Raw genomic sequence first — 18,063 nt, forward strand, 5'->3', positions numbered from 1 at the left:
TAACATGAAACAGTATCTGGATTTAATGCAGAAAGTGCTTGATGAGGGCACACCTAAAGCTGATCGTACCGGTACGGGGACGGTGTCAATTTTCGGTCATCAGATGCGTTTCAATCTGCAAGATGGCTTTCCGCTGGTTACCACTAAAAAATGTCATTTGCGCTCCATCATTCATGAGCTGTTATGGTTCCTGAAAGGTGAAACCAACGTCGCTTATCTGCATGAAAATAACGTCTCTATCTGGGACGAGTGGGCCGATGAAAATGGCGATCTGGGTCCGGTATATGGCAAGCAATGGCGCGCCTGGGGCTCTGCCGACGGCCAGCAGATCGACCAGTTGGCCAATGTGGTAAACCAGTTGAAACAGGACCCGAACTCCCGGCGCATTATCGTTTCTGCATGGAATGTTGGGGAGCTGGATCAAATGGCGCTGGCACCTTGCCACGCGTTTTTCCAGTTCTATGTGGCTGATGGCAAGCTCTCCTGCCAGCTATACCAACGTTCTTGCGACATCTTTCTCGGGTTGCCTTTCAATATCGCCAGCTATGCTCTATTAGTTCATATGATGGCCCAGCAGTGTGACCTGGAAGTGGGTGACTTCGTCTGGACGGGCGGTGATACGCATCTGTACAACAACCATATGGATCAGACGCATTTGCAACTGAGCCGTGCACCACGAGCGTTGCCTAAACTCATCATCAAACGTAAGCCAGCCTCGCTGTTTGACTATCGTTTCGAAGACTTTGATATCGAAGGTTATGATCCGCATCCTGCGATCAAAGCGCTGGTCGCTATTTAAGCCTTGGTTTCCCCGTTGGCTCACGCTGGCGGGGGATCTTTCTTGCTAAAAAGTCGGTTTCAGTTTCCTGTCCCCTTTTCTACACGTTATTCTGGTTTTCTCCATAACAATTCCTGCCTGTATTACCGTCTTGCGAGCCATATCGCATAATGTTTGTTGTGTAAAACTAATCCTCAAAAATATTCCAGATGATGGCTGGAAAGCCTTACTTTGTCAGTTGTTGGCTCAATACGGTTGAGTAAAATCTCCGCATGAAAACAGCCTATGACTCAAAACAGCAGGGCATGAGCCTGATAGAAATCTTGGTGGTGATTATGCTGATTAGCATCTGTAGCCTGTGGGGAATGCACAGTTGGCAGAGTTACCAGCAGGCACTTCGTCTTGAACAAAATGCCCAGAGACTAAGGCTCTATCTCATTAGTTTACAGACGCAAGCTAATGCTTATAACCGTTCAATCATCTTATGGGCCATAGGCGGGGTTCAAGGCTGTGTCGGTTATTCATTGCGTCCGGCAAGTTGCACGTCTTCTGACAGTATGGCGCACTTTATGGTGTCTGAACCCGACATGGAAATCCTCGATTTCACGGAGAAAGTCATGGGGTTCTATGGCATACGTAATGCCGCCCAGGCGGGACATATCACATTGAGAAATTCTGCGGGCAGTATTCGCCTGGTTCTTTCAGCCCGAGGACGGATCAGATTATGCAGTGAAGGCAAACCTATGCCGGGCTCACCGGTATGTCTCTGAATCAAGGTCGCTCACAAGGCTTCACACTGCCCGAGGTGCTGATGGCAATCAGTATTGGCAGCATGCTAATGCTCAGTGCGGCACAGCTCTACCCGATGTTACGTCAGCGCAGCCAAAGCCTTAGTCGACACTTCCAACTGGAGCAACTTCTCAGAGGGGTGGCGTTCAATATTGAAAAGGACTTGCGGCGTGCAGGATTTTGCAATGGTGAGTGCGAAGGAAAGGCCGTAATGATAGGTAATAGTCGTGGTGAAGCCGCGCGTTCTTGCGTGATTATTCTGTATGACCTGAACCGCAACGGCCGCTGGGATCCGCCAGGCAGCAGTGAGTCAGATTATTTTGGCTATCGATTGCGCGATAGTGGGATCGAAACACAGCGAGGAACACAACATTGCTCTGAGAGCGGTTGGGAAAAGCTTCTGGATCCCTCGGAGGTGCAAGTGACTGAATTTAAGATCACAGACACTATTTCGCCGAAGAATGCCCATCTGTATTCAATCGTTCTGTCAGCCAGATGGAGGGATGCGCCTGTTATTCATCGGCGGATTGAAACGCACGTGGCAGGGCATCAGCTGTGAGGGCGGTTAGCGGTCAGGCAGGTGGTCATGAGCGCGGCAGTGCAATGATATTGAGTATTGTGATGATGATGTCGCTCGGCCTTTTGGTCCTCACGACTCTGGGGCAGCATTTATCGGGTGCACTGTTAATTACTGCTAATGAGCATCGTTACTTCCTCGAATGGGAACAGGCGGAATCATCGCTCAACTGGGGGATGCAACAATCTTGGGCAATACCTTCTGGGAATGGCTGGCAGTGCCAGCAGAGAAACCTGAGTGCGGCCGGCTTGGGGCAACCACTGAATAGCTGTATGCGCCCCTCATTGCGGGAGGGGATTTTTTTGCTCAAAGGGGAAGGGCCGAGAATAGGCGATGGGGCGCCACTCACGCTCTATCAGCAAGCAACCGCGATAACAATCTCAGGGGGAAGATATGTTCTGGTGGCGCTTAAGCAGGGGTATCTGGACTTTTGCCCCGAGTCTGACGCGACCTATTGTGAGGCAACCCACACGGAGGCAACTGATGGAAAAGGGATTTAGTTTGACGGAAGCCTTGATTGCCACTTTGTTGTTGGCCGTTTCACTTCTGGGTTTGCTGCAATATTATCAGGCGCTGACGCAAGGTTTTATACGGCAGTGGCAATTCAGGCAGGCCTGGTCCGCAGTACATGCTCAACTTGATACCTATTCGATAATGGGTAAAGGTTATGCAATGACTCTGGCGGGTTGGCAGAGTCAGATCACGTCAGCCGCTGGACCTGCAGGTTGTAAAATCGTGACTGCACGTATTCAAACTCCATTAGGATATGTCGCGCAGTCCTCTCGCATAATATGTGACCCCACTGTTTCACCGAGTCTATGAGCGTCATAAAGCCTGCGACCATCGGTTTTCATTACGCTTTTATCTGGTTAGAGTAGTCTACCCAGTGTCAAAAACACGGCTTTTTATTTTTCCTCAAGGAAGCGCTAATGTTTACGGTTTATCATTCAAATCAATTAGATATTCTGAAAACGCTCACCACAGCGCTGATTGAAGGACGTCCACTTACCGATCCTTTCCGTCAGGAAGTGATATTGGTTCAAAGCCCCGGCATGGCCCAGTGGTTACAAATGGAACTGGCACAGACTTTTGGCATTGCGGCGAATATCGCTTTTCCACTGCCCGCGACCTTTATCTGGGACATGTTTACCAAAGTTCTTCACGATATTCCGAAAGAGAGCGCCTTCAGTAAAGACGCCATGACATGGAAACTGATGTGGTTGCTTCCGCAGAAATTGGCTGGCAAGGATTTTATCGCCTTGCGTCATTATTTGGATGATGATGAAGACAAGCGCAAAATTCATCAGCTTGCTGCCCGCGTAGCGGACTTATTCGATCAGTATCTGGTCTACAGGCCGAAGTGGTTACAAGCCTGGGAAAACGAAAAAGAAATTGAAGGGCTTGATGAGTCTCAGTGCTGGCAGGCTTCACTGTGGCGCGCACTGTGCGCGTACACTGAAGAGTTGCAGCAACCCGAGTGGCACCGAGCCAACCTCTATCAACGCTTTATTTCAGAATTAGATAAAGCCAGCGTGACACCGGCCGGTCTGCCCGCAAGAGTATTTATCTGCGGTATTTCCGCCCTTCCACCCGTTTATTTACAGGCGTTGCAAGCGCTTGGGAAACATATTGATATTCACCTGATGTTTACCAATCCCTGTAAATATTACTGGGGCGACATTCAGAATTATGCTTTCCTGGCACGACTACAAAGCCGTAAACGTCGCCATTTTATTGAGAAAACAGAAGCCTCTCTCTTTAGAGATCCCCTACAGGCTGCGCAGCTTTTCAACGATGAGGGCGAGCAGAACATCAGTAATCCGCTGCTGGCCTCGTGGGGCAAACTGGGGCGAGACCATATGTATTTATTGTCTCAAATTGATGACATTCAGGAAGTTCAGGCCTTTGTGGATGTAGGTCACAGCAACCTTTTACATGCCATTCAGCAAGATATGCTGGAGCTGGAAGATAATGCAGTGATGGGGATGACCCCAGAAACTTTATTGCACAGCAACCAAAAACGGGTGCTGGCACCGGATGACCGCTCTGTAAGTTTGCATGTTTGTCATAGCCCGCAGCGTGAAGTCGAAGTCCTGCATGATAATCTGCTGGCATTAATGGCCCAGAATCCCGATCTCACTCCGCGTGACATTATCGTGATGGTTGCCGACATCGATAGCTACGCGCCTTATATTCAGGCCGTATTCGGTAATGCTCCGTCTGACCGCTACCTGCCTTTTGCGTTGTCAGATCGAAAAGCGAGTCAGGCTCATCCGGCGCTTCAGGCTTTTATCTCGCTGCTGGATCTGCCTCAAAGTCGTTTTACGGCAGAACAAGTGCTGGGATTGCTCGAAGTTCCTGCACTGGCGGCGCGTTTCTCTATTGATGAAGATGGGCTGCGTTTACTGCGTCAGTGGGTCGGAGAGTCCGGTATCCGGTGGGGGCTGGACGACGACAACGTGCGTGAGTTATCGCTTCCTGCCACCGGCCAGCACACTTGGCATTTTGGCCTGACCCGGATGTTGTTAGGGTATGCCATGGATAGTCAGTCCGGTGAATGGCAGGGCGTTTTACCCTACGATGAGTCAACCGGCCTGGCGGCAGAACTGGCTGGGCATCTGGCCGAGTTACTGATGCAACTCAGTCAGTGGCGAATGATCTTATCGCAGCCGCGCCCGGTAAGTGAATGGTTACCTTTATGTCAGGAGCTGCTGTCCACTTTCTTTTCAGCCGAGGGCGAGACCGAAGTTGCGCTGGCATTGATTGAACAGCAGTGGCAAAAGGTGCTCAGCCATGGCGTGGCGGCGCAGTACCCTGATGTTATTCCGCTGTCTATCCTGCGCGATGAACTCTCCTCAAGACTCGATCAGGAACGTATCAGTCAGCGTTTTCTTGCGGGTCCCATTAACTTCTGTACGCTGATGCCAATGCGTTCGATTCCCTTTCGTGCAGTCTGTCTATTGGGGATGAACGACGGTATTTATCCAAGAACCTTGCCGCCGTTGGGCTTTGATTTGATGTCACAAAAAGTCGAGCGCGGGGATCGCAGCCGCCGTGATGATGACCGCTACCTGTTCCTGGAAGCACTACTTTCTGCTCAGGACCATTTGTACATCAGCTTCATAGGGCGCTCTATCCAAGATAACAGCGAGCGTTACCCTTCAGTTCTGGTGAGTGAGTTGCTGGAATATATCGGGCAGAGTTACTGTCTTGAGGGTGACAGCAAATTAAGTGCCGACGAAAGTGCTGAGCGGGTAACTGAGTATTTACTTTGTTGGCATCCGCGCACCCCATTTGATGCCCTCAATTTTGAGGCGGGTAGTGAGAATCAAAGTTATGCTACCGAGTGGCTTCCCGCGGCCAGTATGCAAGGTGATGAAGCCATTGAATTCAATCAACCCCTTGAGCCTTTACCACTCACTGAAGTCACGCTCGATAACCTATTGCGCTTTTATCGTCATCCGATAAAGGCCTTTTTCCAGATGAGGCTGAACGTAAGTTTTGTTCTGGAAGAGACGGAACTCTCGGATGAAGAACCCTTCATTTTGGATAATCTCGATCGTTATCAGTTCAACTCACAATTATTGAATACCCTCATTGAAGAACAAGACAGCAAACAACTCTTTTCCCGCATTCGAGCCTCAGGTGGTTTGCCCTACGGCCCATTCGGTGAGATCTACTGGCAGAAACAGCTCGACGAGATGTCTGAACTCGCGGAACAGGTTCGAAGTGAAAGGCAGGAACACGCCAGTGTTGAACTGAATTTGGCGGTCGGGGATATCCAACTGACAGGCTGGCTACATCAAGTGCAGGATAATGGGCTATTGCGTTGGCGGCCTGCGGCATTATTGGCGCGGGATGGCCTATTGTTATGGATTGAACATTTGGCCTATTGCGCCGCAGGTGGCAAGGGTGACAGTCGTATGTATGGGCGAAGCGGAACCGCATGGCGCTATGCCGCTTTACCGCCTGAACATGCGATGCAGTATCTTGATGATCTCATTGCCGGCTATGCGCAGGGTATGTGCGAGCCATTAATTTTACTCAATAAAAGTGGCTGGGCCTGGTTAGCACAATGCTTTGACCAAAGCTCTGGGGCCATTAGCCACGACGCTGAAAAGCAGGAGAAGGGCCGCAGTAAATTGCTGCAAGCCTGGCAGGGTGACTACCGAATTGCCGGTGAAGGGGCCGACCCCTATATTCAGCGTGTTTTCCGCCAGATAGACACGCAAAAACTACAAATTATCGTCCGTGAGGCGGAGCGCTTCCTTTTGCCTATTGCCCGACACAATCTGGCATAGTAGAGAGATGATGCAAATTTATCTGATTGAGGGAGAGTGGTAATGTTAAAACAGCTTACCCGTTTCTGCGGGTTACTGTTGTTATCGGTTTTTTGGGTCCCCGTCGTATGGGCCGCAACGGGCTGGCAGCCGTATTCACATGCAATCAATAAAAGTCAGAATGACCCGCGTCAGTATCAGGCCATAACATTGGCCAACGGACTCACCGTATTGTTAGTTTCAGACAGCGAAGCGAGCAAGTCTTTAGCCGCATTGGCGATTCCGGTCGGGTCTCTGGAAGATCCCGATACTCAGTTGGGGTTGGCTCATTACACTGAACACATGTTGCTGATGGGGTCTAAAAAATATCCTAACCCTGAAGGCCTGTCTGAATTTCTGAAAAAACATGGCGGTAGCCACAACGGTAGCACGGCCTCCTACCGTACGGCGTTTTATCTCGAAGTCGAAAATGATGCGCTGGAACCGGCAGTTGATCGTCTGGCAGATGCTATCGCTGAACCTCTTCTTGACCCGACTAATGCCGACCGTGAGCGTAATGCGGTTAACGCCGAGCTGACCATGGCACGTTCACGCGACGGAATGCGTATGGCCCAGGTACGGGCGGAAACCCTAAACCCGGCACACCCTGGTGCGCGCTTCTCGGGGGGAAATCTCGATACCCTCAAAGATAAACTCAACAGCAAGTTACATGACGCGCTCACGGCATTTTATCAACGCTATTATTCTGCCAACCTGATGGTTGCGGTGATTTACAGTAATAAACCGCTGCCTGAACTGGCAAGAATGGCCTCGGATACCTTTGGGAAAATTGGCAACCACAATGCCGAGGTTCCTGCTATCACGGTGCCAACCCTGACTGACGCGCAAAAAGGCGTGATCATTCATTATGTTCCAGCACAGCCGCGCAAGCAGTTGCGCATAGAGTTTGCCATCGACAATAACAGCGCTGCATTTCGCAGTAAAACCGACACTTATATCAGCTATCTCATCGGCAACCGCAGCCCAAATACGCTCTCAGACTGGCTACAAAAAGAGGGGCTGGCTGACGGCATTAACGCCGGTGCTGACCCTATGATTGACCGCAATCAGGGCGTTTTTAATATATCGGTATCCCTTACGGATAAAGGGCTGGCTGAACGTGACAGAGTGATTGCAGCGGTCTTCAGCTATTTAGCGAAAATACACCAACAGGGTATTAAACAAGAATACTTTGATGAAATTGCCGATGTTATGGCGTTGGATTACCGCTATCCGGCACTGACCCGCGATATGGATTATGTTGAATGGCTGGTGGATACGATGTTGCGGGTTCCCGTTGAGCACGTTCTTGATTCGCCTTATCTGACCGATCAATTTGATCCGGCGGCCATCAGTTCGCGTCTTGATGAACTGACGCCTCAGAACGCGCGCTACTGGTATATCAGCCCGGAAGAGCCACATAACAAAACCGCCTATTTCGTCGAAGCGCCTTATCAGGTGGATAAGATACCGGCTGAGCAATTCGCCAAATGGAACATTGCCGCGCAGCAAATTTCGCTCTCTTTACCTGAGTTAAACCCCTACATCCCTGATTCGTTGGCGTTAATTAATAAAGGGACTGAGACGACCAAACCCCAGCTCTTAATAGAGAAAAGGGGGCTGCGGGTCTTTTATATGCCCAGCCGTTATTTCTCTGCCGAACCTAAAGCTAATGTCACGGTGTCATTTAGAAATGCTCAGGCACTCGACAGCGCAAAAAATCAGGTGATGTACGGGCTGACCGACTATCTGACAGGTGTGGCATTTGACCAACTGAGCTATCAGGCCTCGATTGGCGGGATCAGTTTTTCCACCTCTCCTGATAAGGGGTTACAGTTTAATGCTAATGGTTTCACTGAGCGCTTGCCGGTATTGCTTAGCAAACTGGTCGGGAGTTATCCGAACTTTAAGCCAACGCAGGAGCAACTCGATCAGGCAAAATCATGGTATCTGGAGCGCCTTGCTTCTGCGGATAAAGGCAAAGCCTTCGAACTCGCATTGCAGCCGGTACAGCTGGTGTCACGCCTGCCTTATACCGAAAGGGAAGAGCGCGAAAAGCTGGTCGCTGGTATCACTCTGGAGCAGGTGAATGCCTATCGTGAGAGCCTGATCCACAATGCCGCCATAGAGATCATGGTGATCGGCAATATGACTCCGTCTGAAGTTAACGCAATGTCAGAGGTGATCGTCAATAAAGTGGGTGCACACGGATCCACATGGTGGCGTGGTCGCCAGGTCGAAATCAGGCATCCGCAAAAGGTCAATATACAGCGTCAAGGCAGCAGTACGGATTGTGCACTGGCCGCTGTCTATGTGCCAACTGGCTATGACGAAGTCCAGAGTATGGCTTACAGCACACTGCTAGGGCAGATAATCCAGCCCTGGTTCTACAGCCAATTGCGTACTCAGGAACAGTTAGGGTATGCGGTGTTTGCGTTCCCTATTCCGGTAGGTAAGCAGTGGGGGATCGGTTTCCTGTTACAAAGCAACAGCAAGCAACCCGACTATCTCTACCAGCGTTATCTGGCGTTTTATCCGCAGGCGGAGAAGCGTCTGCGTGAAATGAAAAATGATGAGTTCGCCCAATACAAACAGGGGTTGATGAACGAGATGCAACAGCGGCCACAAACGCTGGATGAAGAGTCTGACCGTTTCGCCAATGATTTCAGCCGTGGAGATGACCGCTTTGACACGCGTGGCAAAGTCATTGCCGTTATTAATAGTCTGACGCAGACCCAACTGGCAGATTACTTCCATAAAGGCGTGATTAGCCAGCAAGGGCTGGCAATGCTGTCCCAGGTATCTGGCAATGACGGTAAAACCGCGCGCTATGCCGCGCCTGCCGGTTTTAAAACCTATCCAGGTACTTCCGCATTGCAAAAAACCTTTCCCCATCAGGTGAATCAATAATGGCAGACATGACTCCGCAGAAACTTGAGCCTCTGACTCTGCCTTTAACCGGCGCCAGGCTGATTGAGGCTTCGGCGGGGACGGGGAAAACGTTCACTCTCGCCGTGCTTTATTTGCGTCTGTTACTCGGTTTGGGTAAAGACGCGGCATTCCCGCGCAGCCTGACGGTGGAGGAGATTCTGGTGGTGACCTTTACCGAAGCGGCCACACAGGAGTTACGTGGCCGCATACGCAGCAATATTCATGAGTTGCGGCTAGCCTGTGTGCGCGGACAAAGTGATAACCCGATGATGGCTGCGCTGATGACGCAAATCGACGACCTACTGTTTGCGGCGCAAACCTTGCTGGCTGCCGAAAGACAGATGGATGAAGCCGCGATTTATACCATTCACGGTTTTTGTCAGCGGATGCTCACGCATAATGCCTTTGAGTCAGGGATCCTGTTCGAACAAACGCTGATACAGGATGAGGTGCCGCTCCGACGGCAGGCTTGTGCTGACTTTTGGCGTCGCCACTGCTACCCATTACCTTTAGGTATTGCGCGGGCTATTTCGCAGGAGTGGAGTGGCCCAGAGGCTCTGTTAAGTGACCTCTCACCCTATCTACATGGTGAAATGCCTCAATTGCGCCAGCCGCCGGGCGATGATGAAACGATAGAGATCCGACACCAGCAAATAATTTGTCGCATAGATTACATCAAGGAGCAGTGGCGCGCTGCCGCTGCCGATCTCGGGGCCATTATTGCTGATTCTGGTGTCGATAAGCGCAGTTACAGCACGCGTTTTTTACCGGCATGGCTGGAAACAGTAGGTCAGTGGGCGGCACAGGATACGGAGGATTATAGTCTTCCCAAGGAGCTTGAGCGCTTCAAACAGTCTGTTCTGTTTGAAAAGACCAAAAAGGGCAACCCACCTGAACACCCGGTCTTTGACGCGGTTGATGCTATTTACTCTGAACCGCTGACGCTGCGTGACCTGATTTTTGCCCGCGCCCTGAGTGAAATACGTTTTACTATCCAGAAAGAGAAACGTCAGCGCGCTGAACTGGGTTTCGACGATCTGCTCAGTCGTCTCGACGGGGCATTACAACAGCCCGGTGGCGAGTTGCTGGCGCAAGCCATCCGTAGTCGTTATCCGCTGGCGATGATTGATGAGTTTCAAGATACTGACCCGCAGCAATACCGGATATTCCAGCGTTTGTATCTCAATCAGCCAGAGTGCGGGCTGCTGCTGATTGGCGACCCTAAACAGGCGATCTATGCCTTCCGTGGTGCGGATATTTTTACCTATATGCGTGCCCGCTCGGAAGTTAGTGCTCACTACACAATGGACACTAACTGGCGCTCATCTTCTTCTATGGTGCAGGGCGTTAACCATCTGTTTTCTCAGGTTGATTCACCCTTTCTTTTTTCACAAATTCCATTTATTCAGGTTGTATCCGCAGAAAAAAATGCTGCCCTGGCCTTCGATATTGCCGGCGTGAAACAGCCAGCGCTGCATTTTTGGCTCCAACAGGGTCAAGGCGTCGGAGTCAGTGATTACCAACAGTTGATGGCGCGTCAGTGCGCTGCGCAAATCAGAGATTGGTTAACGGCCGGCCAGCAGCAACAGGCATGGCTAGTCACTGCCAAAGGGCGTCAACCCGTGCAGGCGTCAGATATTACGGTTCTGGTAAGAAGCCGTACAGAAGCGGCTTTAATTCGTGATGCATTAAGTGGCCTGAATATCCCATCGGTCTATCTTTCCAATCGCGATAGCGTATTCGATACCGCAGAAGCGAAAGATATTTTATGGATCCTGCAAGCGGTGCTAGCCCCGGAGCATGAGCGCACGCTGCGCAGCGCTATGGCGACGGGGGTGATCGGCCTGGATGCCCTAACGCTCGACCGGCTCAGTAAGGACGAACACGCCTGGGATGCGCTGGTCGATGAGTTCGACAGTTATCGCCAGCGATGGACGCGTCGCGGCGTCTTACCGATGCTCAAATCATTAATAAGCCAGCGGCATCTGGCAGAAAATTTATTGGCGATGAATGGCGGTGAGCGGCGTCTGACTGACTTGTTGCATCTGGGAGAATTATTGCAGGAGGCGGCGGCTCAGCTAGATAGTGAGCACGCGCTGATACGTTGGGTAGCGCAGCAGATCTCCGCCCCTGACCGGCAGTCACAGAGTCAACAACTGCGCCTGGAAAGCGACCGGCATTTGGTGCAGATAGTGACTATACATAAATCTAAAGGGCTGGAATATCCACTGGTCTGGCTGCCATTTATCAGTAATTTTCGTCAGCAGCAGCAAGGCGTGTATCACGATCGCGATACCTTTTCATCCATGCTCGACCTTAACAGTAATGAACTGAGCCAAACGCTGGCCGAAGAAGAGCGTCTGGCGGAAGACTTACGCCTATTGTATGTCGCACTGACTCGTTCGGTTTATCACTGTAGCGTAGGGATCGCCCCACTGATTCAAGGCACGCGGAAAAAACAGGGCAATACTGATGTGCATCTTGGTGCTTTGGGGTATCTGGTTCAGAAATCACAGGTGGCTGATGCTGAGGGTCTTAACCAGTATTTATCAGCGTTATGTAGTGATGATGTGGTGTTTTCGACCATCGACGCGCCGGAACCAACGCCGTGGGTACCGCCGGATGAGATGAGTAAGTCGCTGTCTGCACGGGGGGTTGAACGAAAAATTCATGACAACTGGCGGGTGACTAGTTACTCCGGCCTGCAACAGCATGGAACTGCGCTGGCGCAGGATTTATTGCCACGTCTGGATGTAGAGGCTGCGGGTGAGCAGCAACCTGCGCAAGAGCCGCAGATGAATGCGCATACTTTCCCGCGCGGTGCATCACCCGGTACTTTCCTGCACAGCATCTTTGAAGAGATTGCTTTTGACCAACCGGTGGATGACGAATGGCTGCGGCTAAAACTGACCACCCAAGGGCTTGACCCGGTATGGTTGCCGGTGCTTAAGACGTGGATCGACGCTATTCTGCATACTCCACTCGGAGAGCCTGCGTTGACGCTGAGTGCTCTTGACCATGAAAAACTCCAGTCAGAACTGCAATTTTACCTGCCTATTGAGGGGTTGTTGCAGGCTCGCCAACTTGATGTTGTCACAAAGCATCACGACAGTCTGTCTGCGCTCTGCCCACCGCTCGATTTCCAGCAGGTTAAAGGCATGTTGAAAGGGTTTATCGACCTGGTCTTTTACTGGAACGGGCGCTATTACCTGCTTGATTATAAATCCAACTGGCTGGGTGAAGACAGCAGTGCCTATACGGAATCCGCCATGGAAAATGCCATGGCCGAACATCGCTATGACTTACAGTACCAGCTTTACACACTGGCATTGCACCGCTATTTACGCCACCGCGTGGTGAGCTATAACTACCAGCAGCATTTTGGCGGCGTTATCTACCTTTTCCTGCGTGGTATGGATATCGAGCATCCAGGTAACGGTGTTTTCCGCCGCAGACCGTCAGAGGAATTTGTCGGGTGCCTTGACCGCTTATTCAAAGGAGAAATGGTGGTGGACGAAATGATGCTGAGCCACTCGCAGCCTGCGGAAGGGACCCAATGAACCTGTTATATGAGCAAGCGCAAAACTCAGGTGCGCTGAAGTCACTTGATGTTCAATTCGCCCGCATGATAACTGGGGGGCATGCATCGTGGAGCGAGTCGGACAGTGAAAAGGCTGCATTAATGTTGGCTGCGGCATGTTTGAGTGCCGAAGCGGGGAGCGGTCATGTCTGTCTTCATCTTGAACAACTTCAACCCGACATGCTATTCGGTGGGCGTTTCCCTGCACTGGCGACGGCGCTCTGGCAACTCGCTGGATCGCCGGACATACAGCAATGGCTGGCATTGCTGCATCAGCATCCTTCCGTCAGTGATGGCTCACATCCTGCGCCGCTGGTGCTTCAGGACAATCGCCTGTACTTACAGCGTATGTGGCAGAGCGAAGGTAAGGTCGCGGCTTTCTTCAATGCTGAAAAGATAGTGCAGGGCGCATCATTGGCGGTTGATGAAGGAAGGTTACGGACCATTCTCAATACACTCTTTGGCGATGCTGAATCCGGCAGTGACACTGATTGGCAGAAAGTGGCGGCAGCCGTGGCGGCGACCCAGCGTATTTCGATTATTTCCGGTGGGCCGGGGACAGGGAAAACCACGACAGTGGCCAAGCTGCTTGCGGCATTAGTTCAGCTGTATCCCGAACAAAAACTGCGTATTCAGTTAGCAGCCCCTACCGGTAAGGCCGCGGCGCGTTTAACGGACTCCCTCGGGCAAGCCATATTGGAATTACCGCTCAGTGCCGCAGAGCGCGAACTTTTCCCGGATGAAGCGTCGACGTTACACCGCTTGCTGGGGGCTCAACCCGGTAGCCAGCGTATGCGTTACCACCTGGGTAATCCTTTGCATCTTGATGTGCTGGTGGTCGATGAGGCCTCAATGGTTGATTTGCCCATGATGGCCCGGCTGATTGAAGCCTTGCCAGAGCAAGCACGGGTGATTTTTCTTGGCGATCGCGATCAACTCGCCTCAGTGGAGGCCGGTGCGGTGTTGGGGGACATCTGCCGTTTTGCCGAACAGGGTTACAGCCCGGAACGTGCCACGCAGTTGAGCTATCTCACCGGCTGTCAGCTCAAGCCGACGCAAACGGCTCACCCAGCCAAGGTGCGGGATAGCCTGTGCCTACTGCGACACAGTTATCGTTTTGACTCGGGGTCGGGGATAGGGCGTTTGGCCACCGCTGTCAATGCGGGGGAGAGCACGACAGCGGTTCGTATTCTTGGTGAAGGTTTACCCGATGTGACAGGTTACCCACTCAATGAAACCGAGGATTTTCAGCCTCTGCTTGATGCCTGCGTCAGCGGATATAAACCCTATTTACTGGGCGTCGCTAAAGGGGGTTCAGCGGAGAGTATTTTGCAGGCATTCAGTCGTTTTCAGGTGCTCTGCGCTTTACGTGAAGGGCCATTTGGCGTGAAGGGGTTGAATGAACGCATTGAGCAGTTACTCAATCGCAAAGGGTTGATCCGCCGACCGGCGGTGCTGGCGGGCAAATGGTACGCCGGACGGCCGGTGATGATCAGTCGCAATGACAGTGCGTTGGGGTTGTTCAATGGCGATATCGGTATCGCTTTACCGGATGGGCAGGGCGAGCTGAGAGTTTGGTTCCAATTGCCTGGTGGGGAAGTCAAATCTGTGCAGCCAAGTCGCTTACCTGCGCATGAAACGGCCTATGCTATGACGGTGCATAAATCTCAAGGTTCTGAGTTCGAGCACACGCTATTTGTATTGCCTAATCACTTCCTGCCGGTACTGACTCGTGAATTGGTTTACACCGCCATTACCCGCGCCAGAGCGAAGCTTTCACTATATGCCAGTGAGAAAGTATTCAGTATTGCCACCCGCACGCGAACTCACCGTCGGAGCGGGTTGGCGCAGAGGTTGATCGGTCAGGGATAGTCATCGTATCGTGTTGCGGATTGGCGGATAAAATAAAAGGGACGCCCTTGTTTAATGAAGGCGTCTTTTTATTGTTTAGTTAGAAGCGGTTCAGAGTTCAATCAGCAATATTTTGGATCGGCGCTGATAGTTATACATTTCCTGTTTCTGAATCGGTAGAACGTCAACTTCTGCCGGTTTGAAACCTCGTTCCTGGAACCAGTGAATGCTGCGCGTAGTCAGTACAAACAGGCGATCCAATCCCATATGCTTAGCCTGGCTAGCCACCCGTTTTAACAACATTTCACCGCGAGATGAGCTGCGGTAATCCGGATGAACCGCCACGCAAGCCATTTCGCCGATGCGTTCTTCGGGGAATGGATAGAGTGCTGCGCAGGCGATGGTCAGGTTATCGCGTTCGATGATAGTGAACTTATCGATTTCCATTTCCAACTGCTCGCGTGAGCGGCGAACTAAAATACCCTGTTGCTCAAGCGGACGGATCAACTCAAGTATGCCGCCAATGTCATTGATGGTGGCGCGGCGAACTTGCTCGGCGCTCTCCATCACAATTTGCGTACCGATACCGTCACGTGAAAACAGTTCCTGCACTAGCGCGCCATCTTCCTGATAACTGATCAGATGGCTGCGGCGCACACCGCTGCGGCAGGCTTTTACTGCGCCGCGCAGGAAACGCACGGTGCCTGACTGATAGTCACCGTCTGCCTCCATGGTATCAATACGTACTTGCCCATCATTAGGGAAAAGCTCGGAGATGATTTTGTCGTTTTCATCTATCACGCCCTGAGATGAACAGAAGCCGATCATTTTCTCTGCTTTCAGCTTAATAGCCAGCTGCGTGGCGACCTCTTCTGAAGTGAGATTGAAACTCTCCCCGGTAACGGATACCGCGACCGGACCTAAAAGAACGATCGCGTTGCTGTCGAGCTGGCGATGGATAGCTTCTTCATCAATACGACGGATGCGGCCGGTATGGCAGTAATCGATACCATCATCAACGCCCAGAGGCTGTGCGATGATGAAGTTACCGCTGACCACGTTGATGTGCGCGCCCTGAAGTGGCGTATTATTCAGACTCATCGACAGGCGGGCAGTGATATCGAGCTGTAACAGACCGGCAGCTTGCTTCACCAATTCGAGGGTGCGGGCATCCGTTACGCGGGTATTTTTATGGTAGATGGGTTCATAATTATGCTCCGCCAAATTTTTATCGATTTGCGGGCGAGCACCATACACCACGACCAAACGGATCCCCAGGCTATGCAGCAGACCGATGTCGTTAACTATATTCGTGAAGTTTTCATGTTCAATGGCTTCACCACCGAGCATGACCACAAAGGTTTTGCCACGATGCGCATTGATATAGGGAACGGTGTGGCGAAATCCCTGGACCAGTTCAGTACTACGTTCCTTCACGGCAAAACCTCATTTGAATTTTTATTCGTAATTTCTGTATTTTTATTCTTTTAAGCCGGTGTGGCAAGCAAGAAATTTCTGTTTTTTCTCTCTTCTCTTTCACAAAGCGACAACAATACTAAAAATCAATGGCCGGTTTAAGAATGACATGTGGGGACCGATTGGTTAGAATTTTCTGATTGGGCCAGTTTATGGCTATTTTTTTATTTTTAGCTCTGTTTTGAGCCCTTATCTTTGAGAAAGCATGACTGACGATAATCACAATTCTGGCCGCAGACGGCTGTTACAAAGCGTGGCTGCCTCTTGGTTATTAAGTGTCAGTCGGGTGGGTTTCGCCGCCAGTGCACAGGTGGTTGCCATTCGTGTGTGGCCTGCATCTACGTATACCCGCCTTACTATTGAGTCCAGTACTTCTCTGAAATATAAGCAATTTCTTCTTACCAATCCTCATCGCGTTGTGATCGACATCGAAGGTGTGCACCTTAACAGTGTGCTCAAGGGATTAGGTCATCAGATCCAGCAGAGTGACCCGTTCATTAAAGAAGCAAGAGTCGGGCAGTTCGATCAAAAAACGGTACGCTTGGTGATGGAGCTCAAGCAACCCATTAATCCGCATGTCTTCACTCTGAAACCGGTTGCGGGGATCCGTAATCGGCTGGTGGTCGATCTCTACCCAGTCGAAGGTACGGTCAGTGCGGATGATGATCCTTTGCTGGCATTACTGGAAGATTACAATAAGGGCGATGTGGCACGGACTTTGCCGCCCGAGATGGCAAAAGATGGCAAGGCCGGACATGAACGGCCGTTGGTGATTATGCTCGATCCCGGACATGGCGGCGAAGACCCCGGTGCTATCGGGAAATATAAAACTCGCGAAAAAGATATCGTGTTGCAAATAGCGCGCAAATTGCAAAAGCTGATCCAACGCGAGTCGAATATGACCGTTCATATGACCCGCAACGAGGACGTGTTTATTCCGCTAAAAGTACGGGTGGCGAAAGCGCGGAAATTGCGCGCAGATCTTTTCGTTTCTATCCATGCGGATGCTTTTACCAGCCGCGCCGCCCGTGGATCTTCCGTATTTGCGCTGTCGACTAAAGGGGCGACCAGTACGGCGGCGCGTTTTCTGGCGCAAACGCAAAATGAGTCTGACCAGATTGGCGGCGTCAGTAAAAGCGGTGACCGCTATCTCGACCATACCATGTTTGATTTGGTGCAGACCGCAACCATCAATGACAGCTTGAAATTTGGCAAAGAAGTGTTGATGCGTATGAGCAAAATAAATCATCTGCATAAGAACAAAGTCGATCAGGCTGGATTTGCTGTTCTGAAAGCGCCGGATATCCCCTCGATTCTGGTAGAAACTGCATTTATCAGTAATGTGGAAGAGGAGCGAAAACTGAAAACCAGTCACTTCCAACAGAAAGTGGCAGAGTCGATATTGGCAGGGATTAAAGCCTACTTCGCGCAAGGAGGAATGTCCGCAAGAAGGTAGTGCTCGGCTGCTCAGTTGCCTAAGATAGGTGTCTGGCATTGGGTTGTGCGAGTTCATCAGACGTCAGAAACAAAAAAACACCCGTTAAGGTGTCCGATGTTCTTTTACCGCTTAATATGTAGTTGGTTGCGGGGGCCGGATTTGAACCGACGACCTTCGGGTTATGAGCCCGACGAGCTACCAGGCTGCTCCACCCCGCGTCCGTCACTACAATGTACTTATTACTACTTACTACCCATCCAGTAATTGGTTGCGGGGGCCGGATTTGAACCGACGACCTTCGGGTTATGAGCCCGACGAGCTACC

At 51.2% G+C, this 18,063-nt stretch carries 11 protein-coding genes and 2 tRNA genes (1 of these 13 running past the window's edge); 10 read left to right on the plus strand and 3 right to left on the minus strand.

The features are described 5' to 3' along the window. Window positions 1-4: 4 nt before the first annotated feature. The 9 genes from thyA to recD all read left to right on the plus strand — a co-directional run bounded on the left by thyA (window position 5) and on the right by recD (window position 14,846). The gene (thyA, locus tag IEV89_RS19870; RefSeq protein WP_188475250.1) at window positions 5-799 is read left to right on the plus strand and encodes a thymidylate synthase; all 795 of its coding nucleotides are present in this window, start codon (window positions 5-7) and stop codon (window positions 797-799) included. Window positions 800-1,050: 251 nt separating this feature from the next. Further along, entirely contained in the window at window positions 1,051-1,548 is a 498-nt protein-coding gene (locus IEV89_RS19875) for a prepilin peptidase-dependent protein (protein ID WP_229746543.1), read from the plus strand. Then, window positions 1,539-2,126 (plus strand): prepilin peptidase-dependent protein, encoded by a 588-nt coding sequence (locus IEV89_RS19880; protein ID WP_188475251.1) that lies wholly within the window; start codon window positions 1,539-1,541, stop codon window positions 2,124-2,126. Before IEV89_RS19875 ends, IEV89_RS19880 begins: the two co-directional genes overlap by 10 nt. After that, entirely contained in the window at window positions 2,123-2,644 is a 522-nt protein-coding gene (locus IEV89_RS19885; protein ID WP_188475252.1) for a YgdB family protein, read from the plus strand. The genes IEV89_RS19880 and IEV89_RS19885 overlap by 4 nt, the downstream gene beginning before the upstream one ends. Further along, a complete protein-coding gene (locus tag IEV89_RS19890) occupies window positions 2,628-2,966 on the plus strand; it encodes a prepilin-type N-terminal cleavage/methylation domain-containing protein (protein ID WP_188475253.1) in 339 nt (112 codons plus the stop codon). Before IEV89_RS19885 ends, IEV89_RS19890 begins: the two co-directional genes overlap by 17 nt. Before the next feature lie 107 nt (window positions 2,967-3,073). Then, the gene (gene recC, locus IEV89_RS19895) at window positions 3,074-6,445 is read left to right on the plus strand and encodes an exodeoxyribonuclease V subunit gamma (RefSeq protein ID WP_188475254.1); all 3,372 of its coding nucleotides are present in this window, start codon (window positions 3,074-3,076) and stop codon (window positions 6,443-6,445) included. A gap of 42 nt (window positions 6,446-6,487) precedes the next feature. Then, complete coding sequence (gene ptrA / locus IEV89_RS19900; protein WP_188475255.1) at window positions 6,488-9,373, plus strand: pitrilysin; 2,886 nt, start codon at window positions 6,488-6,490, stop codon at window positions 9,371-9,373. Beyond that, entirely contained in the window at window positions 9,373-12,954 is a 3,582-nt protein-coding gene (gene recB, locus IEV89_RS19905) for an exodeoxyribonuclease V subunit beta (RefSeq protein WP_188475256.1), read from the plus strand. The genes ptrA and recB overlap by 1 nt, the downstream gene beginning before the upstream one ends. Next, window positions 12,951-14,846 (plus strand): exodeoxyribonuclease V subunit alpha, encoded by a 1,896-nt coding sequence (recD, locus tag IEV89_RS19910; protein WP_188475257.1) that lies wholly within the window; start codon window positions 12,951-12,953, stop codon window positions 14,844-14,846. Before recB ends, recD begins: the two co-directional genes overlap by 4 nt. 90 nt (window positions 14,847-14,936) lie before the next feature. On the opposite strand, the gene argA is transcribed toward recD, so the two are convergent. Next, a complete protein-coding gene (gene argA, locus IEV89_RS19915; RefSeq protein WP_188475258.1) occupies window positions 14,937-16,262 on the minus strand; it encodes an amino-acid N-acetyltransferase in 1,326 nt (441 codons plus the stop codon). Window positions 16,263-16,506: 244 nt separating this feature from the next. Between argA and amiC the strand changes: the two genes are divergently transcribed. Beyond that, window positions 16,507-17,757 carry an N-acetylmuramoyl-L-alanine amidase AmiC gene (gene amiC / locus IEV89_RS19920; RefSeq protein ID WP_188475259.1) on the plus strand — a complete coding sequence of 417 codons (1,251 nt, stop codon included), beginning with the start codon at window positions 16,507-16,509 and terminating at the stop codon, window positions 17,755-17,757. 123 nt (window positions 17,758-17,880) lie between these two features. On the opposite strand, the gene IEV89_RS19925 is transcribed toward amiC, so the two are convergent. Next, window positions 17,881-17,957 (minus strand) — tRNA-Met (locus IEV89_RS19925). A 47-nt stretch (window positions 17,958-18,004) separates the two neighbouring features. Continuing rightward, a tRNA-Met gene (locus tag IEV89_RS19930) sits at window positions 18,005-18,063 on the minus strand; it runs 59 nt beyond the window's last position.

Origin of the sequence: Hafnia psychrotolerans (genome assembly GCF_014639435.1) — a bacterium.
GTDB lineage: Bacteria > Pseudomonadota > Gammaproteobacteria > Enterobacterales > Enterobacteriaceae > Ewingella > Ewingella psychrotolerans.